Below are 24,462 nucleotides of genomic sequence, written 5' to 3' on the forward strand. Positions count from 1 at the left end.
CGTACTCCGAAATAAGTAGTAAGTTATTTAACATCCTTTATAAAGCGTTCAAATCTTTTTCCATCCTCTCTAGTTATGTTTGGAACAAACTTGCTATATGTTCTAAACAGCATTTCTGTTGTTGAATGCCCAAGTTGTTTTGCTATCCATTCAGGTGATTCGCCCGATGATAACCATAAAGATGCAGCGGTATGACGAGTCTCATACATTCTTCTTGGTTTCATCTTTAATAAACGCAGTGCTGGATGCCAAATTCTCTTACTTATATTGTTATTATTTAATGGATTACCCTGGTTATTACAAAAGATATAATCATCTTCATCGGTAAATAAGCTTGTCTTTTTATGCTCAAGCAAGGAGTTAAAGACTAGCTGTGACAACTCAATTGAACGGTATGACTTTTCTGTTTTAGGCTCTAAAACTTCTCCATTTACGATTACCCTTTGAACATATAAAAGGCGTTTCGATTCATCAAAATCACTCCATTTGAATCCATATATTTCTGCAGATCTAACCCCTGTAAAAAATCGAGTGATAAAATAAATACGATAGTCTGAACGTATAATGGATAAAAATAACTTTACCTCTTCAATTGATAGAGGATTTACCTCTACTCGATCTTTTTTTAGTGGTTTTATTTTCCGAGTTGGGTCTTCAAATTTGAACCTTTCAGCACCTTCTTTAATTACTGTTGATAGCTTTGAAATCATCTTATTAATATGGTTCTTACCTAATAAAACATCCGCTCTACCTTTCGTATGAATTAGATTTGATCTAAAAATCAATAGATCAGATTTAGTAATTTCATCGAGTCGTTTATTACCTAAACTTGGCAAAATATAATTTTCAAACATGCCATTAATAGTTTTGTAATAAGTAATCCTCCAAGGTGCTGAGTTTTCCTGAAGCCAAATTTGATAAAAATTGAATAACGTAGGTATTGAACTACCAAGCTCTTTACTTTGAGAGTTAATATTTTCGAATTTGTGTAATTTCTTCGATTTAGGAAAATAACGCCCATAATCTAGCTGACCTAAGACAATTTCAGCTTCAATTTTTTGTAATATCTTTTCAGCCTGCTTCCTATTGCTTTGACTATCAACTAGCTTAGTTGTCTCTCTGCATCGAATCCCAAGATACATAAAATCAAAAACTAGCTTGCCATTTCTTTCTCTGATAGATGACATAACCGCCCCTTATTGCAAAGAAATCATAAGGTCATTATTCATGTTTGTTGAAAGCATTGTTTCTTCAACTTGCTCCCAGATGTAAAGAATTTTACGGCCACCAAACGGACGAATATAATGCCGACCTTCAATAAGAACAGAATCTTTTAATCTGGTAGTTATTGTTCTAGGTTCATATTTAATTCGTTCAGATAATTCATTAGTTGTTAAATAAGTTTGCATGGCGTGCTCCCAGTAAATGAGTCTCTAAAATCTACTTACATTTAACAATACGAATAAAGAACTAAATATGAACATTTTAATCTTCTAGAGATTATTTATTGATAATAAATAACTTTAGGATTACTTTATATAAAGGAACTAAATAATAAGATTTGGATAATTATGATTAAATGTCATCTGTCGAGGATTATGGGTGAAAAACGCTTAAAAATAGCTGATGTTGCTAAAGATACAGGTATTAATAGAGGGACTATTACGCGCATGTATCATGAACAATCGCTTAGGGTTGAGTTAGATATAATTGAGAAACTTTGTGTATACTTAGATGTAGGAATAAGTGATTTATATGAATTAAAAAAGCCTTAAAAATAAAAAATAGATTTTTCAACATCTCAATAATCGAGCAAAGATAATCATCTTTACTCACGACTAGAAAACATAGAGGCTACTTTTCCACTAAAATACCACTAGCATATTCAAAATATTTCGCTTTAAGTTATCGCGAAGGTTAGTCCCAGATAAACAAATATTCAATTGTTTTCTTGTATGTATCTCCCGGCTCTAATACCGAGCTAGGAAAGTTACCTTGATTTATCCCATTCACATACCCTTGAGCCTCAAGGCATGCTCCTTGAAATGGGGTAAAGCTGCCTTGCAAATATTTACCGGTATAGAGCTGTATAGCAGCTTGGTCGGATGATACTTGTAGACTAATATTATTTTGAGGATTAATTAAGGTCGCTACAGGCTTAGTATTATCATTAACGATAAAACAATGATCGTAACCTAATCCGCTAGCAATAGTAACGTCACTGGCACTCGCTTCAATTGTACCAATATTTTGTAGCTCTCTTAGATCAAAGTCCGAATTACTTACCGATTTAACCTCGCCAGTTGGTAAATTGTCTGAGGTTTTAGGTAAATAGTTATCAGCATTAATTTGTACATTTAATTCATGCGCACTTTGAGCACCTAAACTAAAATAGGCATGGTTGGTAAGGTTAATTGGTGTCGCCTTATTGGTCGTGGCTACATAGTTAATTTGTAAGCGGTTATCATCAAACAATACGTATTCAACAATGATGCTTAAATCGCCAGGAAATCCTGTTTTCATATCAGGACAAGTTAGTGAGTACTTAACCACATTGTTTTGATTATTTTCATTATCAACTTGCCAAAAGCGATTAGAAATACTATCAAAACCACTGTGTGAACAATTATCTCCGTCATTTTTTTGTAGGTGATAACAAGTGTTATCTAATGAAAATTTGGCTCCACTAATTCGGTTACTGACTCTGCCACAAGTAGCCCCTAGGTAGTATTCATCATCAATAAAATTATCAGCTTCCTGATGAGTTACTAACATTTCCTCTAAAGAGCCATCGACGGGAATTTTAATCGATACAATACGGGCACCAAAGTTAGCTACCGTTACTTGCATGCCATTACTATTGGTTAATATCTGTTGCTTAATACTCATATCAATAGCCATTTGGGTTATTTGACTGCCAGCGCCAGGTGTCTGTCATCATTTGCAATAAGCTTCTTTTCGCTTGCCAGTTAAGTTGACTATTAGCTTTACTCGCATCCGCCCAAAAAGCTGGTAAATCACCGCTTCGACGTGGGGCAAATTCGTAAGCTAACGTTTTGCCATAAGCTTGCTCGAACGCGGCAACAATTTCCAATACTGACACGGCATTTCCTGTGCCCAAATTAAATACTTCAGCACCATTAAAATTAGGATTATTCTCTAACCAATCAAGCGCCGCCACATGCCCTTGTGCTAAATCCATCACATGCAAATAATCACGTTCACAAGTGCCATCTTCTGTGTCGTAGTCGTTGCCAAAAATACTAAGTTTGTCACGTTTACCTACCGCCACTTGTGCAATATAAGGCAATAAATTATTTGGTATGCCAAGCGGGTCTTCGCCAATTTCACCGCTTTCATGAGCGCCAATTGGATTGAAGTAACGCAGTGATACCGCTCTAAACGCATTATTAGCTTTAACAAAATCTTCAATAATGCGTTCGACCATTACCTTGGTCGCGCCATATGGACTTGCTGTTGTACCAAGTTTCATTGTTTCTAAGTAAGGTGGTTGTGCCTCTTCACCATAAACCGTCGCTGAAGAGCTAAATACAAAATTGTTTACTTGATGCAGCTGCATTACTTCAAGTAAACACAATGAACCATAAACATTATTTTGATAATATTCGAGTGGCATTTGGGTTGATTGCCCAACCGCCTTAAGCGCAGCAAAATGGATAACAGCATCGATATCATTACCAATAAACAACTCGTTTAGTTGTGCTTTATCACACACATCACCTTGAATAAAGGTTACAGATTTACCGCTTAAACGCTCAACACGCTTAATCGCTTCAATACTTGAATTACATAGATTATCAAACACGACCACAGAGTGATTTTCAGCCAATAAAGTTAATACAGTATGTGAGCCAATATATCCTGCGCCGCCTGTCACTAATACATTCATAATTTTACTCGCTAAATACGCCTGCACCATCTTGCGCGGTACAAATAAATATCGATGGCTCTAAGCTCGTCTTTTGTTGATATTGCGCTTCAACTGCAGAAACGACACTTTCAACCATTGCCGTTGGCACTAAAGCAACCACACAACCACCAAAGCCGCCACCGGTCATACGAACGCCGCCTTGCTCTCCTATTGACTCTTTCATAATGTCGACAAGAATATCTATTTCACTACAGGTAATTTCAAAGTCATCACGCATTGAAGCATGAGACTCAGCCATTAAACGCTGCAATGTTTCCATATCGCCAGCTTGCATAGCATCAGCAGCCTCTACTGTTCTTTGGTTTTCGGTGATGATATGTCTTGCACGCTTTGCTGCAATTGGTTCTAAATCGCCTGATTCTTGATTAAACCGTTCAATATTCACATCTCGCAATGCTGGCACATTAAAATACGCTGCTGCTTGCTCACATTGTTCACGGCGTGTGTTGTATTCACTATCCACTAAACCACGTTTTTTATTTGAGTTTACAATTAATACAGAGACACCTTTCGGTAGCGATACCGCTTTTGTTTCTAAGCTTCGACAATCAATTAATAATGCATGCCCAGCTTCACCTTGAGCGCTAATTAATTGGTCCATAATGCCGCAATTGCAACCAACAAATTTGTTTTCAGCTTCTTGACCTATCAGTGCTATTTTTTGTGAGCTTATATCTAAATTGCACAACTCTTTAAAACACTGACCAATAACAACTTCTAGTGCAGCTGATGAGCTAAGACCTGCACCTTGTGGCACATTGCCACTAATGGCAATATCCGCGCCACATAACTTAAAACCATTGAGTTGCAGGTATTTGACTACACCACGAACATAGTTAGCCCAACCTTGGCGATTGTGTTTAATATCTTCATCAAGGGAAAACTCATCAACAGCATTATCATAATCGACCGATAATACTCGAATTACGTTATCGTCACGTTTACTTGCCAGTGCGACAGCTTGATAATTAATCGCACAAGGCAATACAAAACCATCGTTATAATCAGTGTGTTCTCCAATAAGGTTCACTCTGCCTGGTGCTCTTACTTTAAGGGCACATTGATAACCAAAAAATTCTGTGAATGCTTTTTCTGCGTTATTTACTAAATTCATATCTGATACCTAACCGTTTAAGTAATGGGTTTCGCTTAATGCTGCAAGTCTTGTCGCAGCTTGCTCTGCCGTTAAATCTCGTTGTGCTTCTGCCAACATTTCATAACCCACCATAAATTTCTTTACTGAGGCACTGCGCAATAATGGCGGTAAAAAACTCGCGTGTAACAACCATTCCGGATGATTTTCACCATCATAAGGCGCACCATGCCAGCCCATAGAATAAGGAAATGAACACTGAAATAAATTGTCGTATTTCGCTGTTATCTTTCGCAAGATATCGGCAAGAGATTGTTTTTGCTCTGCATTTAAATCTGTCATTCGTTGCACAGAAAATTTAGGTAATAGTAAGGTTTCAAACGGCCACGCAGCCCAGTACGGAACAACAACAAGCCAATCGCTATTTTCAACAACGATACGCTCTTTATGCTCAAGTTCACGTTGTACATAATCTAAGAGTAAATTTGATTTATGCTCGGCAAAATACTCACTCAAATTATGTTGTTTTTTGCTGACTAATGTTGGTAATTGATTTTGCGCCCAAATTTGTCCGTGTGGATGAGGATTTGAACACCCCATTACGGCACCTTTGTTTTCAAATACTTGTACCCAGTTATATTTTTTGCCTAAATCTGCGCACTGCTCTTGCCATGTACTAACCACATCAACAACGGCTTGTTGTGATAACTCTGGCAAAGACTTACCATGATCGGGAGAAAAACAAATAACTCGGCTTTCACCACGCTCAGACGCTATTTTAAAAAGCGGGTCTTCGCTACTAAACTCAGGCGTATCTTCGTTTAATGCAGCAAAGTCATTGGTAAATACAAAAGTAGAAGTATACTCAGGGTTTTTCACGCCATTAATGCGCGTATTGCCTTTACACAAATAACAAGACTCATCATAAGATGGTTTTTGTTCAACATCTGTTGCCTCTTCTTGCCCTTGCCAAGGCCGCTTTGCTCGATGCGGTGATACTAATACCCACTCACCAATTAGCGGATTAAACCTGCGATGAGGGTGCTCTGTAGGGTCAAATTGACAGCTCATTCTATTATTCCTAATTTTGTTCTTTCAATATCGGAAAGTTTAGATTTATAAATTTACTTAAAACAACGACTATTTCTGTTGCCACACACGTACATATTCGATTTCAAAATCGACAACGCCATCATCCTTTTCACCTTCGGGACTATTTCGTTCTAAATCTTCCTTACTTTTTGGCACACCATGCCAAGGAAAAGTTTCCTGATCTAACCACAAGGCAATTGGTTTTGTTGCAACATAACCATTGTAATCATCTGGTACTTCAAGGTTTTCTCGAGCATATTTAGTCGCTTGTTCTGCGCTTACTTCTGAAAAAAGCTTGCCGTCAACATAGTACTTCACACCTTTTTCATTCCACTCGAAACCATACACATGAAAGTCATCAGCAACTCTAAAACCTAGGTTTTTACGCTCTGTGTAAGTTGGTTTGCCTTTAACCGTTTTACTCCAATCACGAATTGACCACCAAAGTTGGCTATCAAGGTGCTTTTTATTCGGTTGGCTTGAACTACCAAACAACTCAAAAAAGTCTATTTCTAAGCGCTCACCCATTGCCCAAAAAGCACTCGATATTTCAGCATCAGCGGCTTTACTCTTGATTTCAATATAACCATACTTAAACTCTTTACGACCTATTAAGCAGGCAGTCGTGATATTTTCATACTTAAGTGCTTCACCAAAAACAGGAGTATGCATTTTTTCTTCAAATGGAAAATCTGGTTGCCACCTTGTTTCTAAGATAAGACGGCCATTTTCTAAACGGTAATTATCGCCAGAAAATTGCGACGGAGCTCTGCCTTTCCATACTTTTTTATTTGGCTTATCAGGGTGCTTGTATACAGGGTAACCGTCTTCAAGTTTGCCAACAATATACCAGCGACCTTCGTCAAGCACAGGCCCATCAAATTCGTCACTAACTTCTTTATTAAGGTGCCAGTTACCTTTATTTTCTTGATCTGAAAACGGCAACACTTGCGCTTGTGTTGACGTACAAAACATCAATAAAGATAGTAAAGCTAAAGGGTTGTATAGCTTATTTGTAAATTTCTTATGGTTCATAATTCCAACTCTAAGTTAAGTGTCTTGCGATTAGGCCAATATTAATTGCCGATTTTAGTTAATGTGTTTATCGATACGTTATTGATGCTTTGGCGTTCAAGGTTACTCCATACAACATTAACGCTATCAACCTTATTGCAACTGCCTAATCCAAAGTGCAATTTAGTATTTTCACCTTGAGAAAATGGCGACGAGGTTGCCCCAACGCGGCGTACAATTGATTTATCACAAGCTTGCACTTCAACGCTTGCAGCGATTGAACTCACTTTATGCTTAGGTGAAGTATTTACATCAACAATGATAAAGTTTCTCTCCTTGCTAGCTAGTTTATTGGTTGAGTTTTCAAATAAATGCCATTTACCGCGTTCATGAGAATAAATGATGTCTAGGTCTCCATCACTGTCGTAATCAAAATTTTCAATACTCCCACCTGTCACACCGAGCTCGCCCGCATATAGGCCATGAGTATTGTCTTGATTAAATTGTTTACCTTGTTGATTCAGCAATAATATTGGGTGTTGGGTATTAGCCATATTGCCATAAGGAACAATTAACAAATCTTGCCAACCATCATTATTAAAGTCACCTGTAGTAGCACTTGTAGATTGACCGCCAACGGTTACGTTGAGCGATTGAGTCACATCAACAAACTTTCCGCCTTTATTTTCTAGCAAATAAGCAGGTAGCTCTTGTTGAGTTATCGTTGATGGCGTATTTAATACGTTATGAACCACTGCTGCAGTAGTGGAATTGGTGTCAATGGCGATACGCCACATATCATTACCAAGATAACCAATATATAAACCTTTCTCAGCTCTTTGCTCTGGCCACCCTTTAGCCTCACTTTGGCTTATGGTGTAATTTCGCTCTGCACCTCTGTCTGCACCTTGTGCGAGTTGTGTTTTGTTTGCTCCAACGAACACATCATAACTCGGATACGCCATTTGTAGATTTTCAAGTATTAAATCGCCTTGGATTTGTAAATCATCGAATGCAAATGGCTTAAAACGTCCAAAAAAGGCAAACGTTTTAAGCTCTTGATCTAGAAAAGTTTGAGGCTTAAATTGATGCTTTGCACGAGTTAAAAATAAATCTTGGTCGCCATCATTATCAAAATCGATTTCTGTAATACTGCTAATATCTGAGATATTTCTTAACTCACCAAAGCTTGACGCCGTAACATTGGTAAAATCGAAACCTTTGCTGCCCTGCACAGCAGTTAAGTCTGCACCACCATAAAATATTAAATCGCTGTCATAGTCATTATTAAAGTCTGTTACTAAAACGCGATAGCCTAGCCATTTGGCTTGCGGTAAATGGCCAACAAATTCAAAGTTTCCATTACCATCATTTTTATAAAGGTGATTAGCCCCTTGTTTTTGTGATTTCATTGGAAAACCAGACAACACCATATCTAGATCGCCATTATTGTCTACGTCTACATATTTAACCGCGCGCCCTCGGCCTTTTTCAAAGTGATCGAACGTTTTGCCTTTAGATATATTTCTTTGCCCATCAATTTCAAACACTTTTGGTAATCTAGGGTTTGTGCCAGCGCCGCCGCCTTGCGATATAACAAGTTCGACTTTGCCATCACCATCGTAATCGGCAGCAGACGCACCGTGAGTATCACCTCTAATGACAACCACTGGTTCAGAGAATGTGCCATTATTATTCCAGTAAATACTTGCAGCCTGGCCATGTTCCGTTACTAATAAATCCTGAAATCCGTCTAAATCAAGATCAACGATCAGTGGGCTATCCCATTTCCGGCGAGACAAAGCCGGAAAACTAATGACGCTATTATCTGCTTGAGAAAATAGTGCTGCAGATCTAGTAGCTGAACTCTTATTCGAGCTAACGTTGCTTTGACAGGCACTAATTGAAACAGCACCTACTATTGCTGCAAATACAAAATAATGCTTCATTATTTATTAACCTTTATCGTAGTGTTCGTTTTAAACGAAAAGGCTCTTACAAAGCCGATAACAATTAACACAAGTAAAATGCTCTGGCTTCCACCAGATGATTTCTCACCTTGTTCAGGTAATTGAATTTGTTGGTTGTTGTCAGTGTTTGAAGAGTTATCATTTGTAGTTTCTTTAGCCTCAACTTTCAGACTAATTTGAGCTGACTTAGTAGTATTTTTAGCAACAACCGAAATAGTCACATCACCAACAGCTAATGCTTTTACCATACCGTTTAAATCAACACTGGCAATGGATTCATCACTCGATGAAAATAACACTTCTTGATTTGTGGCATCAATGGGTAATATAGCCACTTTCAATGCTAACGTTTCTTCAACCTTTAACGATTGTGCAGGGCTACTAAGGGCAATAGAATCGACCTCTATAACGTTACTTTCAAGCGCAGACGACAGCTCTAAAAACCTTACATCCATCGGTTTCATTTCAAAACCGTTAGATTCTGTATTTTGGCTGATTTTGTCTTTAATGCTTATTGGCTTAAACGAACCAGCAGTTAGATCAATGAAAAGGGTTTGCTGACTGGTGTTGATTAAAGAAGTAACGTATTTACCATCTTCTTTTTTCAGTTGACTCACTAATACACCATAATTTCTTTCACCTGCAGAATTTCTGGCAACAATTTGCAATTCTGGCCAAATGTCGGCACTCGCTAAATGAGACTCAAACAGCTGGCTCATTTTCAATACGTTACTAAAACTAAATGAAGATAGAGTCCCAGTTAACGTGTTGTTTGATCTTGTTTTACCGATTTCAGTCATAGCAAAATCATCATTGCCGGTTACTAATACAATTTGGCCATCATTATCGGCAAAGTTTTGTAGGGCATTAAAGTCGCTATCTGACATATATGTTGTTGGCGAAACGACGACGACTTGCTCGTCTTTGTTAATATTAGCCAGAGTGCTTGGGGTAACAAAACCGACTGCGGCATTGGTTAACTTTAATGCTTCATAAACATCGGTAAGCTTTAGGGTATAAGTGTCGTCTTGAATAACCGTATCCTTGTTATAAAACAACATTAATTTACGTTCATCAGGTGTTAATGACATAGAATCATTACCATGAGCATTCACTTCTTTAATTGCACGACCATAGGCATCTAATTGGATAGGTTGAGTGACACTGGTACCAATAAAGTCTGCTCTATTATCAATTGAACCATCGGCCTTTCGATTCCACACCCAAGTGGTGACAGAGCCTAAACCATGGGTAACACCTAACCAAATTGTAGCTCTGACGTACTCAGGCGACATATGATAATCGCGCCACCTAGAGCCTGAAAAAGCGTGCCACTCAGAATCATATAAGTGTTTTTCAGGCGCAATTGACTTCATAAAATCAAGCATTATCGACTGACTGCGCCATTCAATACTCGATCTATCTCGCCAACCTTGACTGTAACGTAAATTCCACTCGGCAGCATATGAAGACATTTGTGAATCGGTACCTGGAATATCAACTAAATTTGTTACGTATTCAAAATCGATGCCTTCAGATAAGTCAGGGTAATGAACTGAACGCTCGCCAAGTATTTTTACGTGAGTTTTAGCATTACTGTCGACGCTATGTACGCCATTATGAAGGTAAGTAAACCAGTCATTAACTCGCTCTAAATTGAATATATGCCAATCATACCAAACAGGTCCGCCGCGATAATTATGGGCCAATGGTATGGTGTATTGTGAAGTGGCGGCTGAGAATGACGCATGGTTCGTTTGATAAACTTGATTCAGCTTTTCAATAGTATCGTATTTAGTTATTAAAAATTGACGGTATTTATCCATTGTAAATTGAGTGACACCGTCAGTGGTTCTATGGTCGTTGCCTGATCCCGCAATCGCAAAAGTTGGTTCATTGGCAATCATATGCACACGTTCTAACTCACTTGCAGCCTCAACACCATCTTTTAGCTGTTTTTCAAAGAGATTATCTAACCAGATACGAACATTAGGATCATCAATATCGTAATCTGTAAACGTTCGATAACCATCGGCAAATGTTTGTGGGTAATTTTGACGCAATATTCCGCCACTTGGCACTGTATGCCCGAGGAAAAATTGCAATGGTGCACGGTTGGATTCTACTTCACCTTCTACTCTATCTATGAAATATGAACGTCTACTATTCTTTACTTCAAACTCTGAATCTAGATCGTTAGCTGAATAATACGATTCTCCGCCTCGACCAAACGCTTGCAAAACTTCTTCATCGATTGGCTGCCAAAAAAACTTACTGGCAAATACTTTCTGATCGTCAAGTTGATATGTATCATCAATAAGCTCAAGCTTGGTCTTGGCAAAATTAGGTGGAACGGTTAACTTAATTTGTTGTTCTAATTGCAAGTCTAGTTCGGCAATTGCGGCATCTGCGACTTCAAGGCAATCCGCCAGTTCATCAAATGGTAATCCAATAGGACCAACCGGATCGAAACGACCAAAACTCTTAGCATCGTACATCGCTTGCACTTGTTCAGGGTTGGCTCTATCCCACGGCGCAAATTTATCTTTAAACAGATCAATTGTGACGATAGAGACTTGCGCGTAATCAGTACTATAACCCGCCGCTTTAACAGCCTCCATTTTAGCTACAAGTTGGGCACGTTTATCAGTAACTTGATTAAGTAATTCGGTAAATTTTTGATCGGTTGTCGGACCATTATATACGCCGGCTTGAACATTGCTAAATTGCATAATTATTAACAACGCAAGAGTTATTGCCTTTTTCATTATTCCACCTAAAACCGAACGCTATTTTGCGTTTGCTATATTAAAATGTTTACCAAATTTGCGTTTTTCGAGCTGTTGGCCTTTTTCATCCACTAAATAGATCACCCATGCATATCTGCCAGCAGGAAAATTTGTCACGATTTGTTCAAATGGCAAGGTCATATTGCCAGGCTCTTTAACCGGAAATTCTATTGCTCCAAATTCTTTCCAAGTTTCACTTTCTAACAACTTTACATGTAAGATTCTTGGCTCGGTAACGTCAAAATCAATCGACAAGTCATAACTATTGTCATCATTAATTTGATCAGGCCAGTTAACTTTACTAATTTTGTCGCTAGTGCCTAACACAACAGGGGTTTTGTATAACTCTCTATTTACGACATCCATCATCGCCATAGTCGAATCTGCTAATCTAAAATTCCAGTTTTTTCCTTTAGGCGTTAAATAAGCATTCCAGCGATAACTTCCTGGTTTTAACGTGCCAACATCAAGTTGAAATTTGTAGGTACCAGACTTTGAAATACGTTTAAATTGTGATTTGATCGATTTAAACGTTTTGCCATTTTGTAACGCGACATAAAGATCTCTAGTTTGAGCAATATCAACATCAACAGTAATAATTGGACGCTCCGCAAAGCCTATTTTGTCTGGTACAGAAAGCGAAATAACACCTTCTTGTTCATTAGCGTGTACACTAATTGAGAGCACTAGGGCAGCTATAACCATCCAAACATTTTGCAATCGCTTTACCATCAATTTTCTCCAAACAATATTGTTGAATTTATTTCAGTGTATATTTATCAAATACTAAAAAAACATAAGATACTAACTATTCAAACATATGATGTTTAAATTTGCAACGAATAATTAACAACCCACGAAAACTATAAAAAACAATTAAATACAATAGATTAGCAATTTAACTATCTATATTTATAGAGAAGCAATGTTTAAATTATCTACAATTAATAGTAAAACTTACTTTAAATGGTTAATAATAACGTATGTATAAAATCAAAATGCTAAAGCATTGAGTGCTGCTACTTGATTAAAGGACCTAACGAACTTGACATGCCTGAGTTATGATAAAAGATGGTATAAATACATCTTATAGTCATAATATTTGGCTTTTGCGATTCAATATTTAACTAAGCAATTAAAGAATACCGGAAAAACATACTGGCGTTAGTTGCAAGGAGTCATATGATTAACATTACATCTGCCGTTTTAATTTCCATTGTAAATATGTATTTCGCAATTGTTATTTATCTATCGCTTCATGGTTGGATTGTTCAGCACGAAGAAAGTGGTATGCAGTTACTTATTCATCTTTTCATAACTGCTCCAGTTATTCTTTTGACGACTGTTTGGCTATATATGCTTAGTAAGTATAAAAAATGCAGCGGCATGTTCTGGAAATTTAATTTAGTAAGTTTCCTTGTACCAATAATGAGCATGCAAACAGGTGTTACTTATTACCATTATGACAAGGTCGGGGTTACGGTAGCATTGGTCGTTATAATCGCTTTGATTGTTCTTTATATTGGCGAGGCTAGACGGAAAATGTGCAAGAAACAATAAATGTCAATGCCTTGAGCCAGCTCAATATCTTGTTGTAAAAGGACAACTTTCAGAGAATAAAGGAGGCCTAGTATAATGACGAAATACTAGGCCAATGCTCACTAAATGTTTAATTTAGCTTGGGGAGAGCAAAAGTTTCATGGAATCGTGGCATTGATTTTTCGCGCCACTCAAAGCCTTCCTTTTGAATATGAAACCATAACGGTTGAGTATTACTCCAGCTCCATATTTCCATTTCAGCAACCATTTCTCGTAAAATAATCGGATATTTTTCACTCAGATCATTTTCTTCGCCAGGGTCTTTTTCGATATCATAAAGTTTCCAAACTTTACCTACATTGATTGCTTTAAAATTATCTCTTCTTGCGGAAGCTTGAGAAAGCCCCTTACGATGGCGAAGTGCGTAGATCATTTCACCAGGTCGTGCGCTTTTGTTATTAGCTAAAAATGGATAAAGATTTTTACCATCTAGTTTTTTGGTATTGGCAATTTTTGCGTTGGCTAAACTTGCAAAAGTTGGATATAAATCGAGTGTTGATATTGGGTGAATATATTCTTTACCTGCCTCAACTCCTTGTGGCCAGTGAAAAAACATCGGCGTTCTAAAACCACCTTCTTGCACAGAACCTTTAACCCCTTTTAATGGAAAGTTACTCGCTCCATAGTCAGCTCGGCCACCATTGTCACTAAAAAATACAATAAGAGTATTATCTAACTGCTCTGTTTCTTTTAAGGTATCGACTATTTTCTTTACTCCACGATCAACGGCATAAACCATCGCCGCATAAATGCGACGCTTTTCATTTTTTATATGCTTAAATACCTCAAGATCATCTTTGGTTGCTTGCATCGGTGAATGAGGTGCGTTGTATGCTAAATATAGAAAGAATGGTTGTTGTTTATTCTTTGATGCTTGACGTATAAACCCTTGAGCTTCACGTGATAAGCCATCGGTCACATATTCTGTTTCATCGACTTCTACGCCATTACGCTCTAATGGACGCAAATAATGAAAAATTGTGTGGTTCATACCGCGCTTTCGTTGACGCTCATATGCCGCTTTAAAGTTTTCAGGGAAATAGTCGTGGCCACCATTTAAAAAACCGTAAAATTGGTCAAAACCACGATTATTAGGATGGTATTGTGCTTCTTCGCCAAGGTGCCACTTGCCAATAGCACCAGTAAAGTAACCAGCATCTTGGAGCTCTTCACTGATGAAAGTTTCATTAACAGGAATGCCAATGCCGCCTGAGCGGTTACTGGTAGGTAAGTTAAATTGCGAACCAAATTTATGCGGATATCTACCTGTCATTATACCAGCTCGACTTGGACCACAAAAAGGGTGAGCGTTATACGCCGAATCAAACCTAGTACCTGCTGCCGCCAATTGATCCAAATTTGGGGTAAAAATATCTTTCGCGCCATTAAAACCGACATCTCCGTATCCCATATCATCGGTTAAAATAACTAAAATGTTTGGTCGTTTAGCATCAGCTTTGGTTATAACCTCTGACGCCATTGATGTATTGGCTGAAAAATAAAGGGCGAGCCCCGTTAAACAAATACATATATTTTTAATTTTATTCATTTCTGTAAATACTCTGGTTCTTTACAATTTGATAACATCAATACAAACATATGATGTTTAAAATTACAAGTATTATTTATTTGATAATTGAGTGTGACACGGATCGTTATGGGTACAAAAAAGGCTATGATCAACATCAAGCTGATTACCTAACGTGGTTCTGCTGCGGTAAAAACATGAAGAAAGCCCAATAGTTATTATCAACTATTGGGCTTTTTAATCTGAGAAAGATATTCTTATAGCGTATATTAGTATTAGCTAACAGACCGTTCAGTGCCAATAGCGGAAGTAGAGTTATTTAGGAAAGCACATGAAACTTTCTGTTTCTTCTGGCTTGGATAAGTCATGAGTAATAGTTAAAATTGAGCCATTACGTTTAAAAACTAGTTCTTGCTCAATATTCCCATTTAAACGACTAGCATAAAAATCATAGTTGATTGTATGGATGATAAAAACCTCTTCGTGACCGTTTCTACCTACAACAGCTTTGCCTGAATTCTCTTTAATGTAACGATTCTCTGTATCCTTGAGACTGAAATATATGCTTTTAGTTTTATCTAACCTTTCATAAGCATTATTTGACTTAGAGTTTGTATCCCACCCTGAACACCTAAATTGAATTTCATTTGAAGTTGATGGAGGCAAGACTATATGTTTTGTAGGTGCGGTTTTAGTGCTACTACATGAAATTAATATTAACGAACTTAAAATAACATATAGCTTATTCAACTTTATCTTCCTTGTTCAGTCTCTTTATCGCTCTTATGAGACCTTAACCTTTTCAGACAGTTAACGTCAAATTTGTGCCAATCAGAGACATAAAGGTTATTTATTTTCACCCACAGCAGGTAGCGATGCATCTTCAATTAATGAGAAATCTTGCAAGTTTATAACCGCAGAATATAGAGACCCATTCTTTTGATAAATCATAAGAAATTCGTTATCAGAAATTAACTCACTACTATTAAACTTTTCCACGCCAGACAATACCTCTAAATATCCAGTTCCATTTGGTTTAGCGAATGCAATCGTAATATGGTCACTTACTGTTAGGTGATTATCTGTATTTGAATCTAATTTAACAAGGTGAAACATTGTAGCTATGACTGGTGCTTTTGATGAGTAGTCACCTTTTCTTATGTTCTCACTTTTCTCAATTAAGTAATTTGTATGGTCAAATAACCAATATTTATCATAGGTTTGTGTGTTGATATATAGATAGTTTCGAGTGGATGTTGAGCTTTTACTATAATAACTACGGCTATATGATTGGTCTGATTGTAATGGTGCTTTCAGAACGCTCGTACCTTGAACGCTGTATATTGAACCTAAAGTCCAGTTTTCTTTAACTTCAGTATCTTCGGCAACATTTACAATATTATTAACCGTTCTCTCTCTAGTTGCGTCTTTTATCAGCTTGTATGAAACAAACAACAATACAATTATTGCTAAGATGCCAGCAATAGAGATAATTAATCCGTTAAAACGCCATACTAGTTTAAAAAACTTACTCTCTTCCATGTTGATTCTCTTGTAGTTTTATATTTTACGATGGACTGCTTATCGCTCTTATAAGACATTATCGCTTTAGCAGAGTTAGGTCAAATGAGATATTTCAACGGTGATTATTTAATTGAAGTAACAATGTTAAGTGCTTGCTATTACTTTATTCATTAATTAGCTAGTATGGATACTCAATAATTTCAAAAAGAATAATAAATGTTTTTATACGAACCAACGGAACTGAGAAGTGCAAGTGTGAGCTTTGATTTAACTCAATCAGTTGCAGGAAAGAAACGTGCTGATTTAGGTATTAGTGACAATTACGCTAAAGCATGTTTAGAAAAGCTCATTGGTGGAGGTATTACATCATTTTCTCAACTAAATGCTGCTGAACAATGCATACGTAGTTTAGTTTTCCATGAGCAAATAATATGCCTAACCCCGAGTGTAAAAATTAATAACATGTTTAATACACCAATTCAGTTATGTAGATCGCCAGTAGCGCTTACTGATTACCTAGGACAGGACATTATTAAATCCAGTATTGGTAATATTAATTACTTACATGGTTTTCAAAGATTAGAAGAGGCTAAAAAAGAAATTCAAAAGCGCGAAACTCTAAGAGCTAAAAGCAAATTACATTTACCAAGACAGCCCATCTTTTCATTAAGCCCAAATACAACTGATTTGAAGCACGTTGCCGATAATATCGATGACTATGCACAAAATTGCTTTTCTACCGATAAGGTACTCCAATCAAGATATTTATTACCAATAATAAAAACAAAAGTACCTTCTTATATAGCATACCCTTTCTTGATAGAAAATTTTGAAGACAATGTTATTCCACCTCAAGCAAATGAATTTTTTAATTCTTTAGATGATAGGTGGCTTGTGTATCAAGATAAACTCAAGAGTAGAATCGACCTAGCATTTCCGTTATTTATTTCTATAGTGTTGGATCGAGCAGAGAAAAGGGAAGATATCGGAAAAGTAATCATGGAGCTGAGAGAAGAGTATTGCGATTGCCGAAATGGACTATGGAATATTTATGAGCAGCTAGATAATGAAAATCTAAGTGATAGTAGATACGTTCAAATTCTTATCGACGTAGAAGAGTCGACTAAAGAAATTTTTAATCGTTCCTTACTAGCTAGTTCAAAATCACAGTTAACATTATCTTTAGATAATCAAAAGCGCTTAGGGTCTATTTTGACAGCGGGTGCTTCGTTATTTGATGCGGGAATGACATCAATAATCGCAACTATAAATGCGATGCTAGGCGGGATGACTATCGGGAATACCTTCGACCTAAAAGCAGCCCAAATAACTGCGCAAAACATAAAAGATTTAAACCAGCTTAACTTACTAACTAAATTTTTTACTGCTGATGAATTAAATGCTTTAAAAGAGTAATGCAATCAGGTTATTTTAATTTTTACTAGAATAATTTCTATCGATAGAATAAGTTAATTAAAAATAAACACAGCGGAAGTTTTCCGCTCGCCTATATTCATCCTAATGATTCAGTAGCTATTGTAAACAATTAATGTAAAAAAGCATAAAACTAGTCTAGTAGTTTTACGCTTTCAAGTAGATCCACGTTAGGTAATAGGCTTGGATAAACATAGCCTTATTTTTAAATTGATTCTTTATTGATTTGTTCAGCGTACAGTTAACTATCAAAATTTTCTTTTAAACGTCTAATCGCATCTGTTAATAATTTTTCTGTTAATCGTTCAGCTTCATCGCCATCACCATTAGCTACTGCATTACAAACCTCTCGGTGAAACTCAACAGAATGACTATTTTTTCGAGGGTCTTGGTTGGTAATTCTTACACTCACCAGTAGTGCTGAATAAATAACACCCTCCATAGCATTTAAAAACTCATTGTGTGCAGCTTTTAACATGGCTTGGTGGAATAGTGCATCGGCTACAATAAACTTCTCGATTGAACCGCTTTCTTGCTCCATTTGTAAACAAGCATCTTCAATTAATTTTACATCTTCAGGAGTTGCTCTTTCAGCAGCCCAGCGTGCAGCTTTAGGTTCAAATGCCAAGCGAATATCCATCAGTTGATTTATAAACTCTGGATTTGGGGTTGCTGTGATATGCCAAGCAAGTACATCATCATCAAGTAGAGTCCACTCGTTGCGCGGCCTAACTTTAGTACCAATGCCTCTACGAACGTCTAGCATGCCTTTGCCAACAAGAATTTTGACCGCATCTCTAACAACAACTCGACTTACCTGAAACCTGTCAGCTAATGCATTTTCATCATCGATTAATGCACCGGGTTCAAATGAACCAGCAACAATTCTACGTCCTAACTCTCTAGCAACTTGTACTGACAGACTAGGTGACATTTTGGTCGCATTTTTTAAATCGTAATATACTAATTCGCTCATAATTTTGAGTTATATATCCATGTAAAGTGTAATTTCAACATATTAAGCTAAAGATAATATGTTTACTGTTTTTCATTATAACAACAACAATATTTATTTCACTGATATTAAAGATATATTTGTTATTTAATTACATTTTCGAAAATTATATACAAAATCCTCAGCATTTTGTTTAATTTCAGCCAATGACATTGTCGGTTTGTATAATGATGAACCTAAACCAAAGCCTGAAGCGCCAGCCGCAACAAATGGTTGCATACTTTCAATTGTTGGGTCTATACCACCAACTGGATAACATAGCGTATTTTTGGGCAATACAGACTTAAGAGCCTTAAGGCCGTCAACACCCACCATTGAAATAGGAAACAGCTTAATGCCTGTGGCGCCGGCTTGCAGGGCAGTAAATGCTTCAGTTGGCGTAACTACACCTGGAAACGTTGCACAACCTGCATCGACTGACATTTTTATCACCTCGGCATTGCAGTTAGGTGTCACCACTAACTTAGCGCCCGTATCAATAACTTGCTGGGCAAGTTCTATATTGGTTACAGTCCCAGCACCGATCAAATAATCATCGCCATAAGCCTGCACTAACTTGCGAATACTATCTAAAGCATTTGGACTATTTAAAGGTACTTCTATCATAGTAAAACCAGCTTCGATAAGTACCTTAGCTACATCTAAACATGTATCTGGAGTAACACCACGAATTATCGCAATTAGTGGTAAATGTTTTGATAAATCTTGAGTCATTTTTTGATCCCTGAAATTAAATTATTCATACCCGCTAAAAAGCACTCATTACCGCTAAAGTATTGAGTGTCTTTACCCAAAGATTCTGCGGCTAATTGATAGCGTTGGCATAACGGCTCTCCGCCGATAAAATAAATTTTTTGCTTCTTGATGTTACGAAGTTCAAACCCTATTAAAAGACCCGATAAGTAATCTTCCATTTGTGCTTCGTGATACTTTTTAAATACTCGGTTAGTCCATGCTAAGAACACTCGATTGCTAAATTCGCCTGACTGTGCGTCTTTAATGCCATCTAGAAATACAGTTCGTTCAAACTCTTCGTTTTTTTCACGAGTCGCAATAAGGCTATGTTTAGATAATAATGAGAATAACTCCCCTGTCATATAGCTTGAGAACTCGCTAATTCCGTGATCATAAATAGCATGTTTGCTGTGTGTGCCGGGCAGAACAATACAATTTTGGGTGTCTTGGCTGTTTGTTTTATCTAGCAAGGCAGATAAACCAAACAACTGCACCTCTTCACCGCGCATAACATCAAACTTATCGCCGTCATACTGATGGCTTACACCTGGAAAAATAGTCGCTTTTGCGCCCCAAGGCGAATCAAAGTGATAAGCTTTTGCAACGATATTTTCAATAGAGCACGGCGTGGTTGCGTAATCTACATTAACCCACCCTTTTAATGAGCCAACCATACCTGCCATATAAAGAGGCAAACTCGCATAATCTTCTATCCAATCAGTTAGGATATCTTCTAGTGCTTTGGCGAAATTGCCATCTTTTACGTTAAGCAAACCAAGCGAGAGCTCTTTTTGGCTGACTACTTGGGTATTTTCATCGACAGCAAAGGCTCTGAAATTTGTGGTTCCCCAGTCAATGATAAGGTACTGTATTTTACTCATTGCTTTACGCTCTAACCAAGTCAGCTTCAATCGCTTCGATGGTTTTACCTTTGGTTTCAGGTAATGCAAAATACATCACAACAAGACCTGTAAAACCTAAACCAGCATAGATGGCAAAGATACTAGCAACACCCATATTATCTAATTGCCATGGGAAAAATTGTTGAATACTCCACGATGAGATTGTTTGTACTAGCGCTGCAAACGGTAAGGCCACACTGCGCACACTGTTAGGAAATATTTCCGAAAAAATCACCCACATAACTGGGCCGATAGATAAATTAAATGCCGCTAAGAAAGCGAATATGCCGAACAGTACCAGCGGCACACTTACACCAGTAATCGTGGCATTAATGATTGCGCCAGAAACCATAGGCAATTCTTTGTTAGAAAATACCTGCTTCATTTCTTGTTTAAGAGCGACATCGTCTGCAAATGTTTTGCCTTTAAACGATGCTAACTTTGTCGTATCTATTTGTTCAGCATTAAGTTGTTGTTCTATTTCAACAATTGCTTGTTCATTAAATACATACGTTGCTTGGCTAAAGCCAAAATAGGTGGAGCCATGAGCAACAACAACCAATAGTAGACCAGCAATGGTTAAGATTCGACGACCGTGTTTTTCAACAAACGCTATGGCAATAAATGTCGCTGCTAAGCCAATTGCACCAGTCATAATGGTTTGCATAAACGTATCTTCGACACTCATACCCACTTGCTCAAATACCATAGGAGCGAAGAATAATACGGCGTTCATACCAGTAGCGCCTTGCACAATAGCATAACAAACGGCGATAAAAACTATAAAGCGCATTTTTGAACTAAATAGCTCTTTTAGCTGGCCAGTTGTATTTAGTTTTACGTCTTTATTTAGGCTGTTTTTAACTTGTGCTACTAAATCATCAGCTTGTTCAGGTGCAGCGATCATCGCAAATATTTCTTTTGCTTCTTCTTCTCGACCTTGTTTAACCAACCACCGTGGTGATTCTGGTATTTTTAATAAAAGCGCAACCCAAACGACATTGGCGACAAGCTCAGCCCCTAGCATTACACGCCAAACGTTATCATTATTTATCCAAGATATTTGGTCCATTAAAGTTACTAAGAAGTAGTTGACGACAAAGGCAAGTAACAAACCAAGACCAATCATTAGTTGATTTACGGAAACAAATTTACCGCGTTTTTCAGCAGGAGCAATTTCACCTATATACATAGCCGAAACCGTAATTGAGGCAAATGCTACACCGCCAATAAAGCGACCTAGAACTAACATTTCATAGTTCACAGCAGTCGCAGATATGATTGAAGATAATGAGTAAGTAAAACCAATAATAAGTAACACTTTGGCTCGACCAAATTTTTCACAAAGCGTGCCGGTTATAAAAAGTGCACAAATAACACCAATAAGGGCACAACCAACCACCGTGCCTTGTTGCAGGCTATCTAATTCGAATAACGAACTTACATATCGTATTGCACCGGAAATGTTAGCTGCATCTAAACCAAAAACAAAGCCACCGAATGCGGCAACCATTGAATAGAAGGTGACTCTTTTGTTTGCACTACTTGTCATAACTTACTCATTACATATTATTATTTTAAACATAGTATGTTTAAATTTTGTTAAATACAATCTTTATCAATGTATCGACTTTCAATATAATTTTGATTATAAAAATTGAATATTTTTTGCTTTTAGCAAAAGCGAACATGACTTTTTAACGCCATGTTTAAATCGAAGTTAGCGAGTTATTTCGCTGTTACAGAAACATGAAAGGACTCAACTATACAGCTCTAAAAAAATAAAGCTGCATAGTTAAGAGCAATATCACTGTTACTTCCAAACAACTGGCATAAATACCGTCATTTCAGCTAACCCACGGTTACTCCAAGCAAAATATGGAACTAACTGGGTTGCAACATTTTGCCAACTCGGTTTAGCCAAGCTATTGTACATCTTGTCTGGTGTATCAGTTCTCACCATTAAATCAGCGCCAATTGTCGTTATGCCGCCCATCAAGTTTGATTGATGGTTTGTTTCCAGTTGGGTGTCACCTGAAATATATACATCCAAAATACTGGTACTATCTGGTAAGTCTGGTGATTCGATGCAATACACGACAGGCCCACGTTTAACTGCAACCTGATTACGAACTTCTTCAATACGAGGATGACCTTCGATAAAGGTAGCTTCCATAGGAATATCAATAACGATCACATCACCTTGTTGCCATTTACGATTAACCAATGCATATGTTGCCGGTGTAGTATCAATATTTAAGGCTTCACCATTCACACTAATTTGTGCGCCTGTTGCCCACCCAGGAACTCGCAAGGCAATATCAAAAACGTCGCCACTACATTCATCAACGGTAAGTTTTACTAAACCTTTCCATGGATACTCTGTGTCTTGAGTTAATTTAATAGAGCTGCCATCACGCATTGTTGTAGCAAGGGTATTACTACCATATAAGTTAACGTATAAGCCATTATCAGCAACACTGTATGCCCAACCAGAAAGATTAGAAATCGTGCGAACTAAGTTTGGCGGACAACAAAAACACGCTAAGTAACCTTCTCTGTTAGCCGTTTCAGTCACATCGGCATGAGCGTCATAATCACGAGTATTGTGGATCATTCTTAGTGGATTAGCGTAAAAGTAATCTTTACCTTCATGACTAATTCCAGACAAGCCACTGTTATACATAACAAGCTCAATGATATCTGCATATTTGGCTTGACCGTGTATGCCTAACATTCTAAAACTAAACATTGCGTTACATAAGTTTGCACATGTTTCATTGTAAGCCGTTAGGTTAGGCATCATGTAATCATCGATAAAACCTTCTTCGATCATGTCGCGATTTACCGAAGCACCATAGTGAGTTTGACCAACGGCACCGGTTGCGTACATTTTCTTTTCAGTAACGCTTTCCCATAATCTATCAAGTGCTGTAATAAGAGCCTTTTCACCTGTTTCTGCGTAAACATCAGCAGCACCAGCATAATAGTAAAGCGCTAGTACAGCGTGACCAACAGGCTCTGTTTCTTCTCTAAGTGGCGTGCGTTCTTGTACCATGTCACCTATTGGGTAACCAACAGTTGTAGAGTCATGTTCAATTTCATACGTTCCGCGGCGGTCAATAAATTTTTGCGCTAGCTCTAAGTACTTTTTATCGCCAAGCGTTCTATAAAGCTCTACTAGGCCCATGATTTGCGTTTGGTTAAAACCAAAACGACGATAATGTTTAGTGTCAGGGAAGAATATTGTATACAACAAATCCGCATGCTTAATGGCAATATTTAAGAAATTGCGTTGCCCCGTAAGTCGATAATGAGCACAAGCACTGATAAACAAATGTCCTGTGTTGTACATTTCATGATATTTACGATTTTCATAACGATCGGCATCTTCGCGCAGCTGAATTTGCGTTTGTAAGTAACCATCAGGCTCTTGAGCTTTGGCGATGATGTCAATGTACTCATCTAATTCAGCTAAAACATTTTCATCTTTAGAAAGGGCATACGCATAAGTTTTAGCTTCTAGAAATTTATAAAAATCTCCGTCATGCCAAAACATGCCTTTATGTTCGCCTTCTTTTAAGCCTGCGGCTATTTTAAAGTTGTTTAATGCATGGCCAATATCACCACATAATACGTCGCCCATGTAAGGGATCATTACATCGATGGCTTTTTTAGTTTTCTCTGCCCAAAAGCCTGTAGTCCATTGACAGTCGCCAAAGTTAGTAGCTTTTAATTTAACATTTGGGCTTTGCGTATTGGCTACAATCGCCCTGTCAATAAGTTGCTCATTCATTATGAGTGCCTCTGTAAAA

At 37.4% G+C, this 24,462-nt stretch carries 21 protein-coding genes; 3 read left to right on the plus strand and 18 right to left on the minus strand.

Going from position 1 to position 24,462, the window contains the following annotated elements:
* Positions 1 to 23: 23 nt before the first annotated feature.
* Entirely contained in the window at positions 24 to 1,187 is a 1,164-nt protein-coding gene (locus FNN08_RS00875) for an Arm DNA-binding domain-containing protein (protein WP_143582756.1), read from the minus strand.
* Between the two features lie 9 nt (positions 1,188 to 1,196).
* Positions 1,197 to 1,409 (minus strand): hypothetical protein, encoded by a 213-nt coding sequence (locus FNN08_RS00880; RefSeq protein WP_143582757.1) that lies wholly within the window; start codon positions 1,407 to 1,409, stop codon positions 1,197 to 1,199.
* A gap of 162 nt (positions 1,410 to 1,571) precedes the next feature.
* On the opposite strand from FNN08_RS00880, the gene FNN08_RS00885 reads away from it, so the two are divergent.
* Positions 1,572 to 1,775 carry a helix-turn-helix domain-containing protein gene (locus FNN08_RS00885; RefSeq protein ID WP_143582758.1) on the plus strand — a complete coding sequence of 68 codons (204 nt, stop codon included), beginning with the start codon at positions 1,572 to 1,574 and terminating at the stop codon, positions 1,773 to 1,775.
* A gap of 142 nt (positions 1,776 to 1,917) precedes the next feature.
* Here the strand turns inward: FNN08_RS00885 and FNN08_RS00890 are convergent, their stop codons facing one another.
* The 8 genes from FNN08_RS00890 to FNN08_RS00925 all read right to left on the minus strand — a co-directional run bounded on the left by FNN08_RS00890 (position 1,918) and on the right by FNN08_RS00925 (position 12,642).
* Positions 1,918 to 2,889, minus strand: a complete 972-nt coding sequence (locus FNN08_RS00890; RefSeq protein WP_185962532.1) for an aldose epimerase family protein — start codon at positions 2,887 to 2,889, stop codon at positions 1,918 to 1,920.
* Position 2,890: 1 nt separating this feature from the next.
* Positions 2,891 to 3,910, minus strand: coding sequence for a UDP-glucose 4-epimerase GalE (galE, locus tag FNN08_RS00895; protein ID WP_143582760.1), 1,020 nt, complete (start codon positions 3,908 to 3,910; stop codon positions 2,891 to 2,893).
* A 4-nt stretch (positions 3,911 to 3,914) separates the two neighbouring features.
* Positions 3,915 to 5,066: a galactokinase gene (galK, locus tag FNN08_RS00900; RefSeq protein ID WP_143582761.1), complete on the minus strand. Its 1,152-nt coding sequence runs from the start codon at positions 5,064 to 5,066 to the stop codon at positions 3,915 to 3,917.
* 9 nt (positions 5,067 to 5,075) lie between these two features.
* Complete coding sequence (locus FNN08_RS00905) at positions 5,076 to 6,116, minus strand: UDP-glucose--hexose-1-phosphate uridylyltransferase (RefSeq protein WP_143582762.1); 1,041 nt, start codon at positions 6,114 to 6,116, stop codon at positions 5,076 to 5,078.
* Positions 6,117 to 6,185: 69 nt separating this feature from the next.
* Positions 6,186 to 7,172, minus strand: coding sequence for a family 16 glycosylhydrolase (locus tag FNN08_RS00910; protein WP_143582763.1), 987 nt, complete (start codon positions 7,170 to 7,172; stop codon positions 6,186 to 6,188).
* A 41-nt stretch (positions 7,173 to 7,213) separates the two neighbouring features.
* Positions 7,214 to 9,100 (minus strand): CRTAC1 family protein, encoded by a 1,887-nt coding sequence (locus FNN08_RS00915; RefSeq protein ID WP_143582764.1) that lies wholly within the window; start codon positions 9,098 to 9,100, stop codon positions 7,214 to 7,216.
* Positions 9,100 to 11,889, minus strand: coding sequence for an Ig-like domain-containing protein (locus FNN08_RS00920; RefSeq protein WP_143582765.1), 2,790 nt, complete (start codon positions 11,887 to 11,889; stop codon positions 9,100 to 9,102). The genes FNN08_RS00915 and FNN08_RS00920 overlap by 1 nt, the downstream gene beginning before the upstream one ends.
* A 21-nt stretch (positions 11,890 to 11,910) precedes the next feature.
* Entirely contained in the window at positions 11,911 to 12,642 is a 732-nt protein-coding gene (locus FNN08_RS00925) for a hypothetical protein (protein ID WP_143582766.1), read from the minus strand.
* Between the two features lie 450 nt (positions 12,643 to 13,092).
* Here FNN08_RS00925 and FNN08_RS00930 point away from each other — a divergent pair, with 450 nt between their 5' ends.
* Positions 13,093 to 13,470: a hypothetical protein gene (locus FNN08_RS00930; protein ID WP_143582767.1), complete on the plus strand. Its 378-nt coding sequence runs from the start codon at positions 13,093 to 13,095 to the stop codon at positions 13,468 to 13,470.
* A gap of 109 nt (positions 13,471 to 13,579) precedes the next feature.
* Here FNN08_RS00930 and FNN08_RS00935 read toward each other — a convergent pair whose 3' ends face one another.
* From FNN08_RS00935 to FNN08_RS00945, 3 genes are all read right to left on the minus strand, one after another.
* Positions 13,580 to 15,058 (minus strand): sulfatase, encoded by a 1,479-nt coding sequence (locus FNN08_RS00935; protein WP_260679245.1) that lies wholly within the window; start codon positions 15,056 to 15,058, stop codon positions 13,580 to 13,582.
* 294 nt (positions 15,059 to 15,352) lie between these two features.
* On the minus strand, positions 15,353 to 15,787 hold the full coding sequence (locus FNN08_RS00940; RefSeq protein WP_143582768.1) for a hypothetical protein: 435 nt from the start codon (positions 15,785 to 15,787) through the stop codon (positions 15,353 to 15,355).
* A gap of 96 nt (positions 15,788 to 15,883) precedes the next feature.
* Positions 15,884 to 16,579, minus strand: a complete 696-nt coding sequence (locus tag FNN08_RS00945; protein WP_143582769.1) for a hypothetical protein — start codon at positions 16,577 to 16,579, stop codon at positions 15,884 to 15,886.
* A gap of 198 nt (positions 16,580 to 16,777) precedes the next feature.
* Between FNN08_RS00945 and FNN08_RS00950 the strand changes: the two genes are divergently transcribed.
* Positions 16,778 to 17,977 (plus strand): hypothetical protein, encoded by a 1,200-nt coding sequence (locus FNN08_RS00950; RefSeq protein ID WP_143582770.1) that lies wholly within the window; start codon positions 16,778 to 16,780, stop codon positions 17,975 to 17,977.
* 259 nt (positions 17,978 to 18,236) lie between these two features.
* Here the strand turns inward: FNN08_RS00950 and FNN08_RS00955 are convergent, their stop codons facing one another.
* The 5 genes from FNN08_RS00955 to FNN08_RS00975 all read right to left on the minus strand — a co-directional run bounded on the left by FNN08_RS00955 (position 18,237) and on the right by FNN08_RS00975 (position 24,443).
* Entirely contained in the window at positions 18,237 to 18,971 is a 735-nt protein-coding gene (locus tag FNN08_RS00955; RefSeq protein WP_143582771.1) for a FadR/GntR family transcriptional regulator, read from the minus strand.
* Between the two features lie 126 nt (positions 18,972 to 19,097).
* Complete coding sequence (locus tag FNN08_RS00960; protein ID WP_143582772.1) at positions 19,098 to 19,724, minus strand: 2-dehydro-3-deoxy-6-phosphogalactonate aldolase; 627 nt, start codon at positions 19,722 to 19,724, stop codon at positions 19,098 to 19,100.
* Positions 19,721 to 20,626, minus strand: a complete 906-nt coding sequence (locus FNN08_RS00965; RefSeq protein ID WP_143582773.1) for a 2-dehydro-3-deoxygalactonokinase — start codon at positions 20,624 to 20,626, stop codon at positions 19,721 to 19,723. The genes FNN08_RS00960 and FNN08_RS00965 overlap by 4 nt, the downstream gene beginning before the upstream one ends.
* Positions 20,627 to 20,630: 4 nt before the next feature.
* Positions 20,631 to 22,199, minus strand: a complete 1,569-nt coding sequence (locus FNN08_RS00970; RefSeq protein ID WP_143582774.1) for an MFS transporter — start codon at positions 22,197 to 22,199, stop codon at positions 20,631 to 20,633.
* A 261-nt stretch (positions 22,200 to 22,460) separates the two neighbouring features.
* Positions 22,461 to 24,443, minus strand: coding sequence for a glycoside hydrolase family 127 protein (locus tag FNN08_RS00975; RefSeq protein WP_143582775.1), 1,983 nt, complete (start codon positions 24,441 to 24,443; stop codon positions 22,461 to 22,463).
* Positions 24,444 to 24,462 lie beyond the last annotated feature (19 nt).

Source organism: Thalassomonas sp. M1454 (assembly GCF_007097525.1).
In the GTDB taxonomy this organism is placed as follows: domain Bacteria; phylum Pseudomonadota; class Gammaproteobacteria; order Enterobacterales; family Alteromonadaceae; genus Thalassotalea_A.

Bases quoted from the DNA above. Each gene is read 5' to 3' on its own strand.
- FNN08_RS00965 (WP_143582773.1), bottom strand. From the start codon at position 20,626: ATGAGTAAAATACAGTACCTTATCATTGACTGGGGAACCACAAATTTC.
- FNN08_RS00880 (WP_143582757.1), bottom strand. From the start codon at position 1,409: ATGCAAACTTATTTAACAACTAATGAATTATCTGAACGAATTAAATAT.
- FNN08_RS00910 (WP_143582763.1), bottom strand. From the start codon at position 7,172: ATGAACCATAAGAAATTTACAAATAAGCTATACAACCCTTTAGCTTTA.
- FNN08_RS00950 (WP_143582770.1), top strand. From the start codon at position 16,778: ATGTTTTTATACGAACCAACGGAACTGAGAAGTGCAAGTGTGAGCTTT.
- FNN08_RS00905 (WP_143582762.1), bottom strand. From the start codon at position 6,116: ATGAGCTGTCAATTTGACCCTACAGAGCACCCTCATCGCAGGTTTAAT.
- FNN08_RS00945 (WP_143582769.1), bottom strand. From the start codon at position 16,579: ATGGAAGAGAGTAAGTTTTTTAAACTAGTATGGCGTTTTAACGGATTA.
- FNN08_RS00890 (WP_185962532.1), bottom strand. From the start codon at position 2,889: ATGAGTATTAAGCAACAGATATTAACCAATAGTAATGGCATGCAAGTA.
- galK (WP_143582761.1), bottom strand. From the start codon at position 5,066: ATGAATTTAGTAAATAACGCAGAAAAAGCATTCACAGAATTTTTTGGT.
- FNN08_RS00970 (WP_143582774.1), bottom strand. From the start codon at position 22,199: ATGACAAGTAGTGCAAACAAAAGAGTCACCTTCTATTCAATGGTTGCC.
- FNN08_RS00930 (WP_143582767.1), top strand. From the start codon at position 13,093: ATGATTAACATTACATCTGCCGTTTTAATTTCCATTGTAAATATGTAT.
- galE (WP_143582760.1), bottom strand. From the start codon at position 3,910: ATGAATGTATTAGTGACAGGCGGCGCAGGATATATTGGCTCACATACT.
- FNN08_RS00955 (WP_143582771.1), bottom strand. From the start codon at position 18,971: ATGAGCGAATTAGTATATTACGATTTAAAAAATGCGACCAAAATGTCA.
- FNN08_RS00925 (WP_143582766.1), bottom strand. From the start codon at position 12,642: ATGGTAAAGCGATTGCAAAATGTTTGGATGGTTATAGCTGCCCTAGTG.
- FNN08_RS00920 (WP_143582765.1), bottom strand. From the start codon at position 11,889: ATGAAAAAGGCAATAACTCTTGCGTTGTTAATAATTATGCAATTTAGC.
- FNN08_RS00935 (WP_260679245.1), bottom strand. From the start codon at position 15,058: ATGAATAAAATTAAAAATATATGTATTTGTTTAACGGGGCTCGCCCTT.
- FNN08_RS00975 (WP_143582775.1), bottom strand. From the start codon at position 24,443: ATGAATGAGCAACTTATTGACAGGGCGATTGTAGCCAATACGCAAAGC.
- FNN08_RS00915 (WP_143582764.1), bottom strand. From the start codon at position 9,100: ATGAAGCATTATTTTGTATTTGCAGCAATAGTAGGTGCTGTTTCAATT.
- FNN08_RS00885 (WP_143582758.1), top strand. From the start codon at position 1,572: ATGATTAAATGTCATCTGTCGAGGATTATGGGTGAAAAACGCTTAAAA.
- FNN08_RS00960 (WP_143582772.1), bottom strand. From the start codon at position 19,724: ATGACTCAAGATTTATCAAAACATTTACCACTAATTGCGATAATTCGT.
- FNN08_RS00875 (WP_143582756.1), bottom strand. From the start codon at position 1,187: ATGTCATCTATCAGAGAAAGAAATGGCAAGCTAGTTTTTGATTTTATG.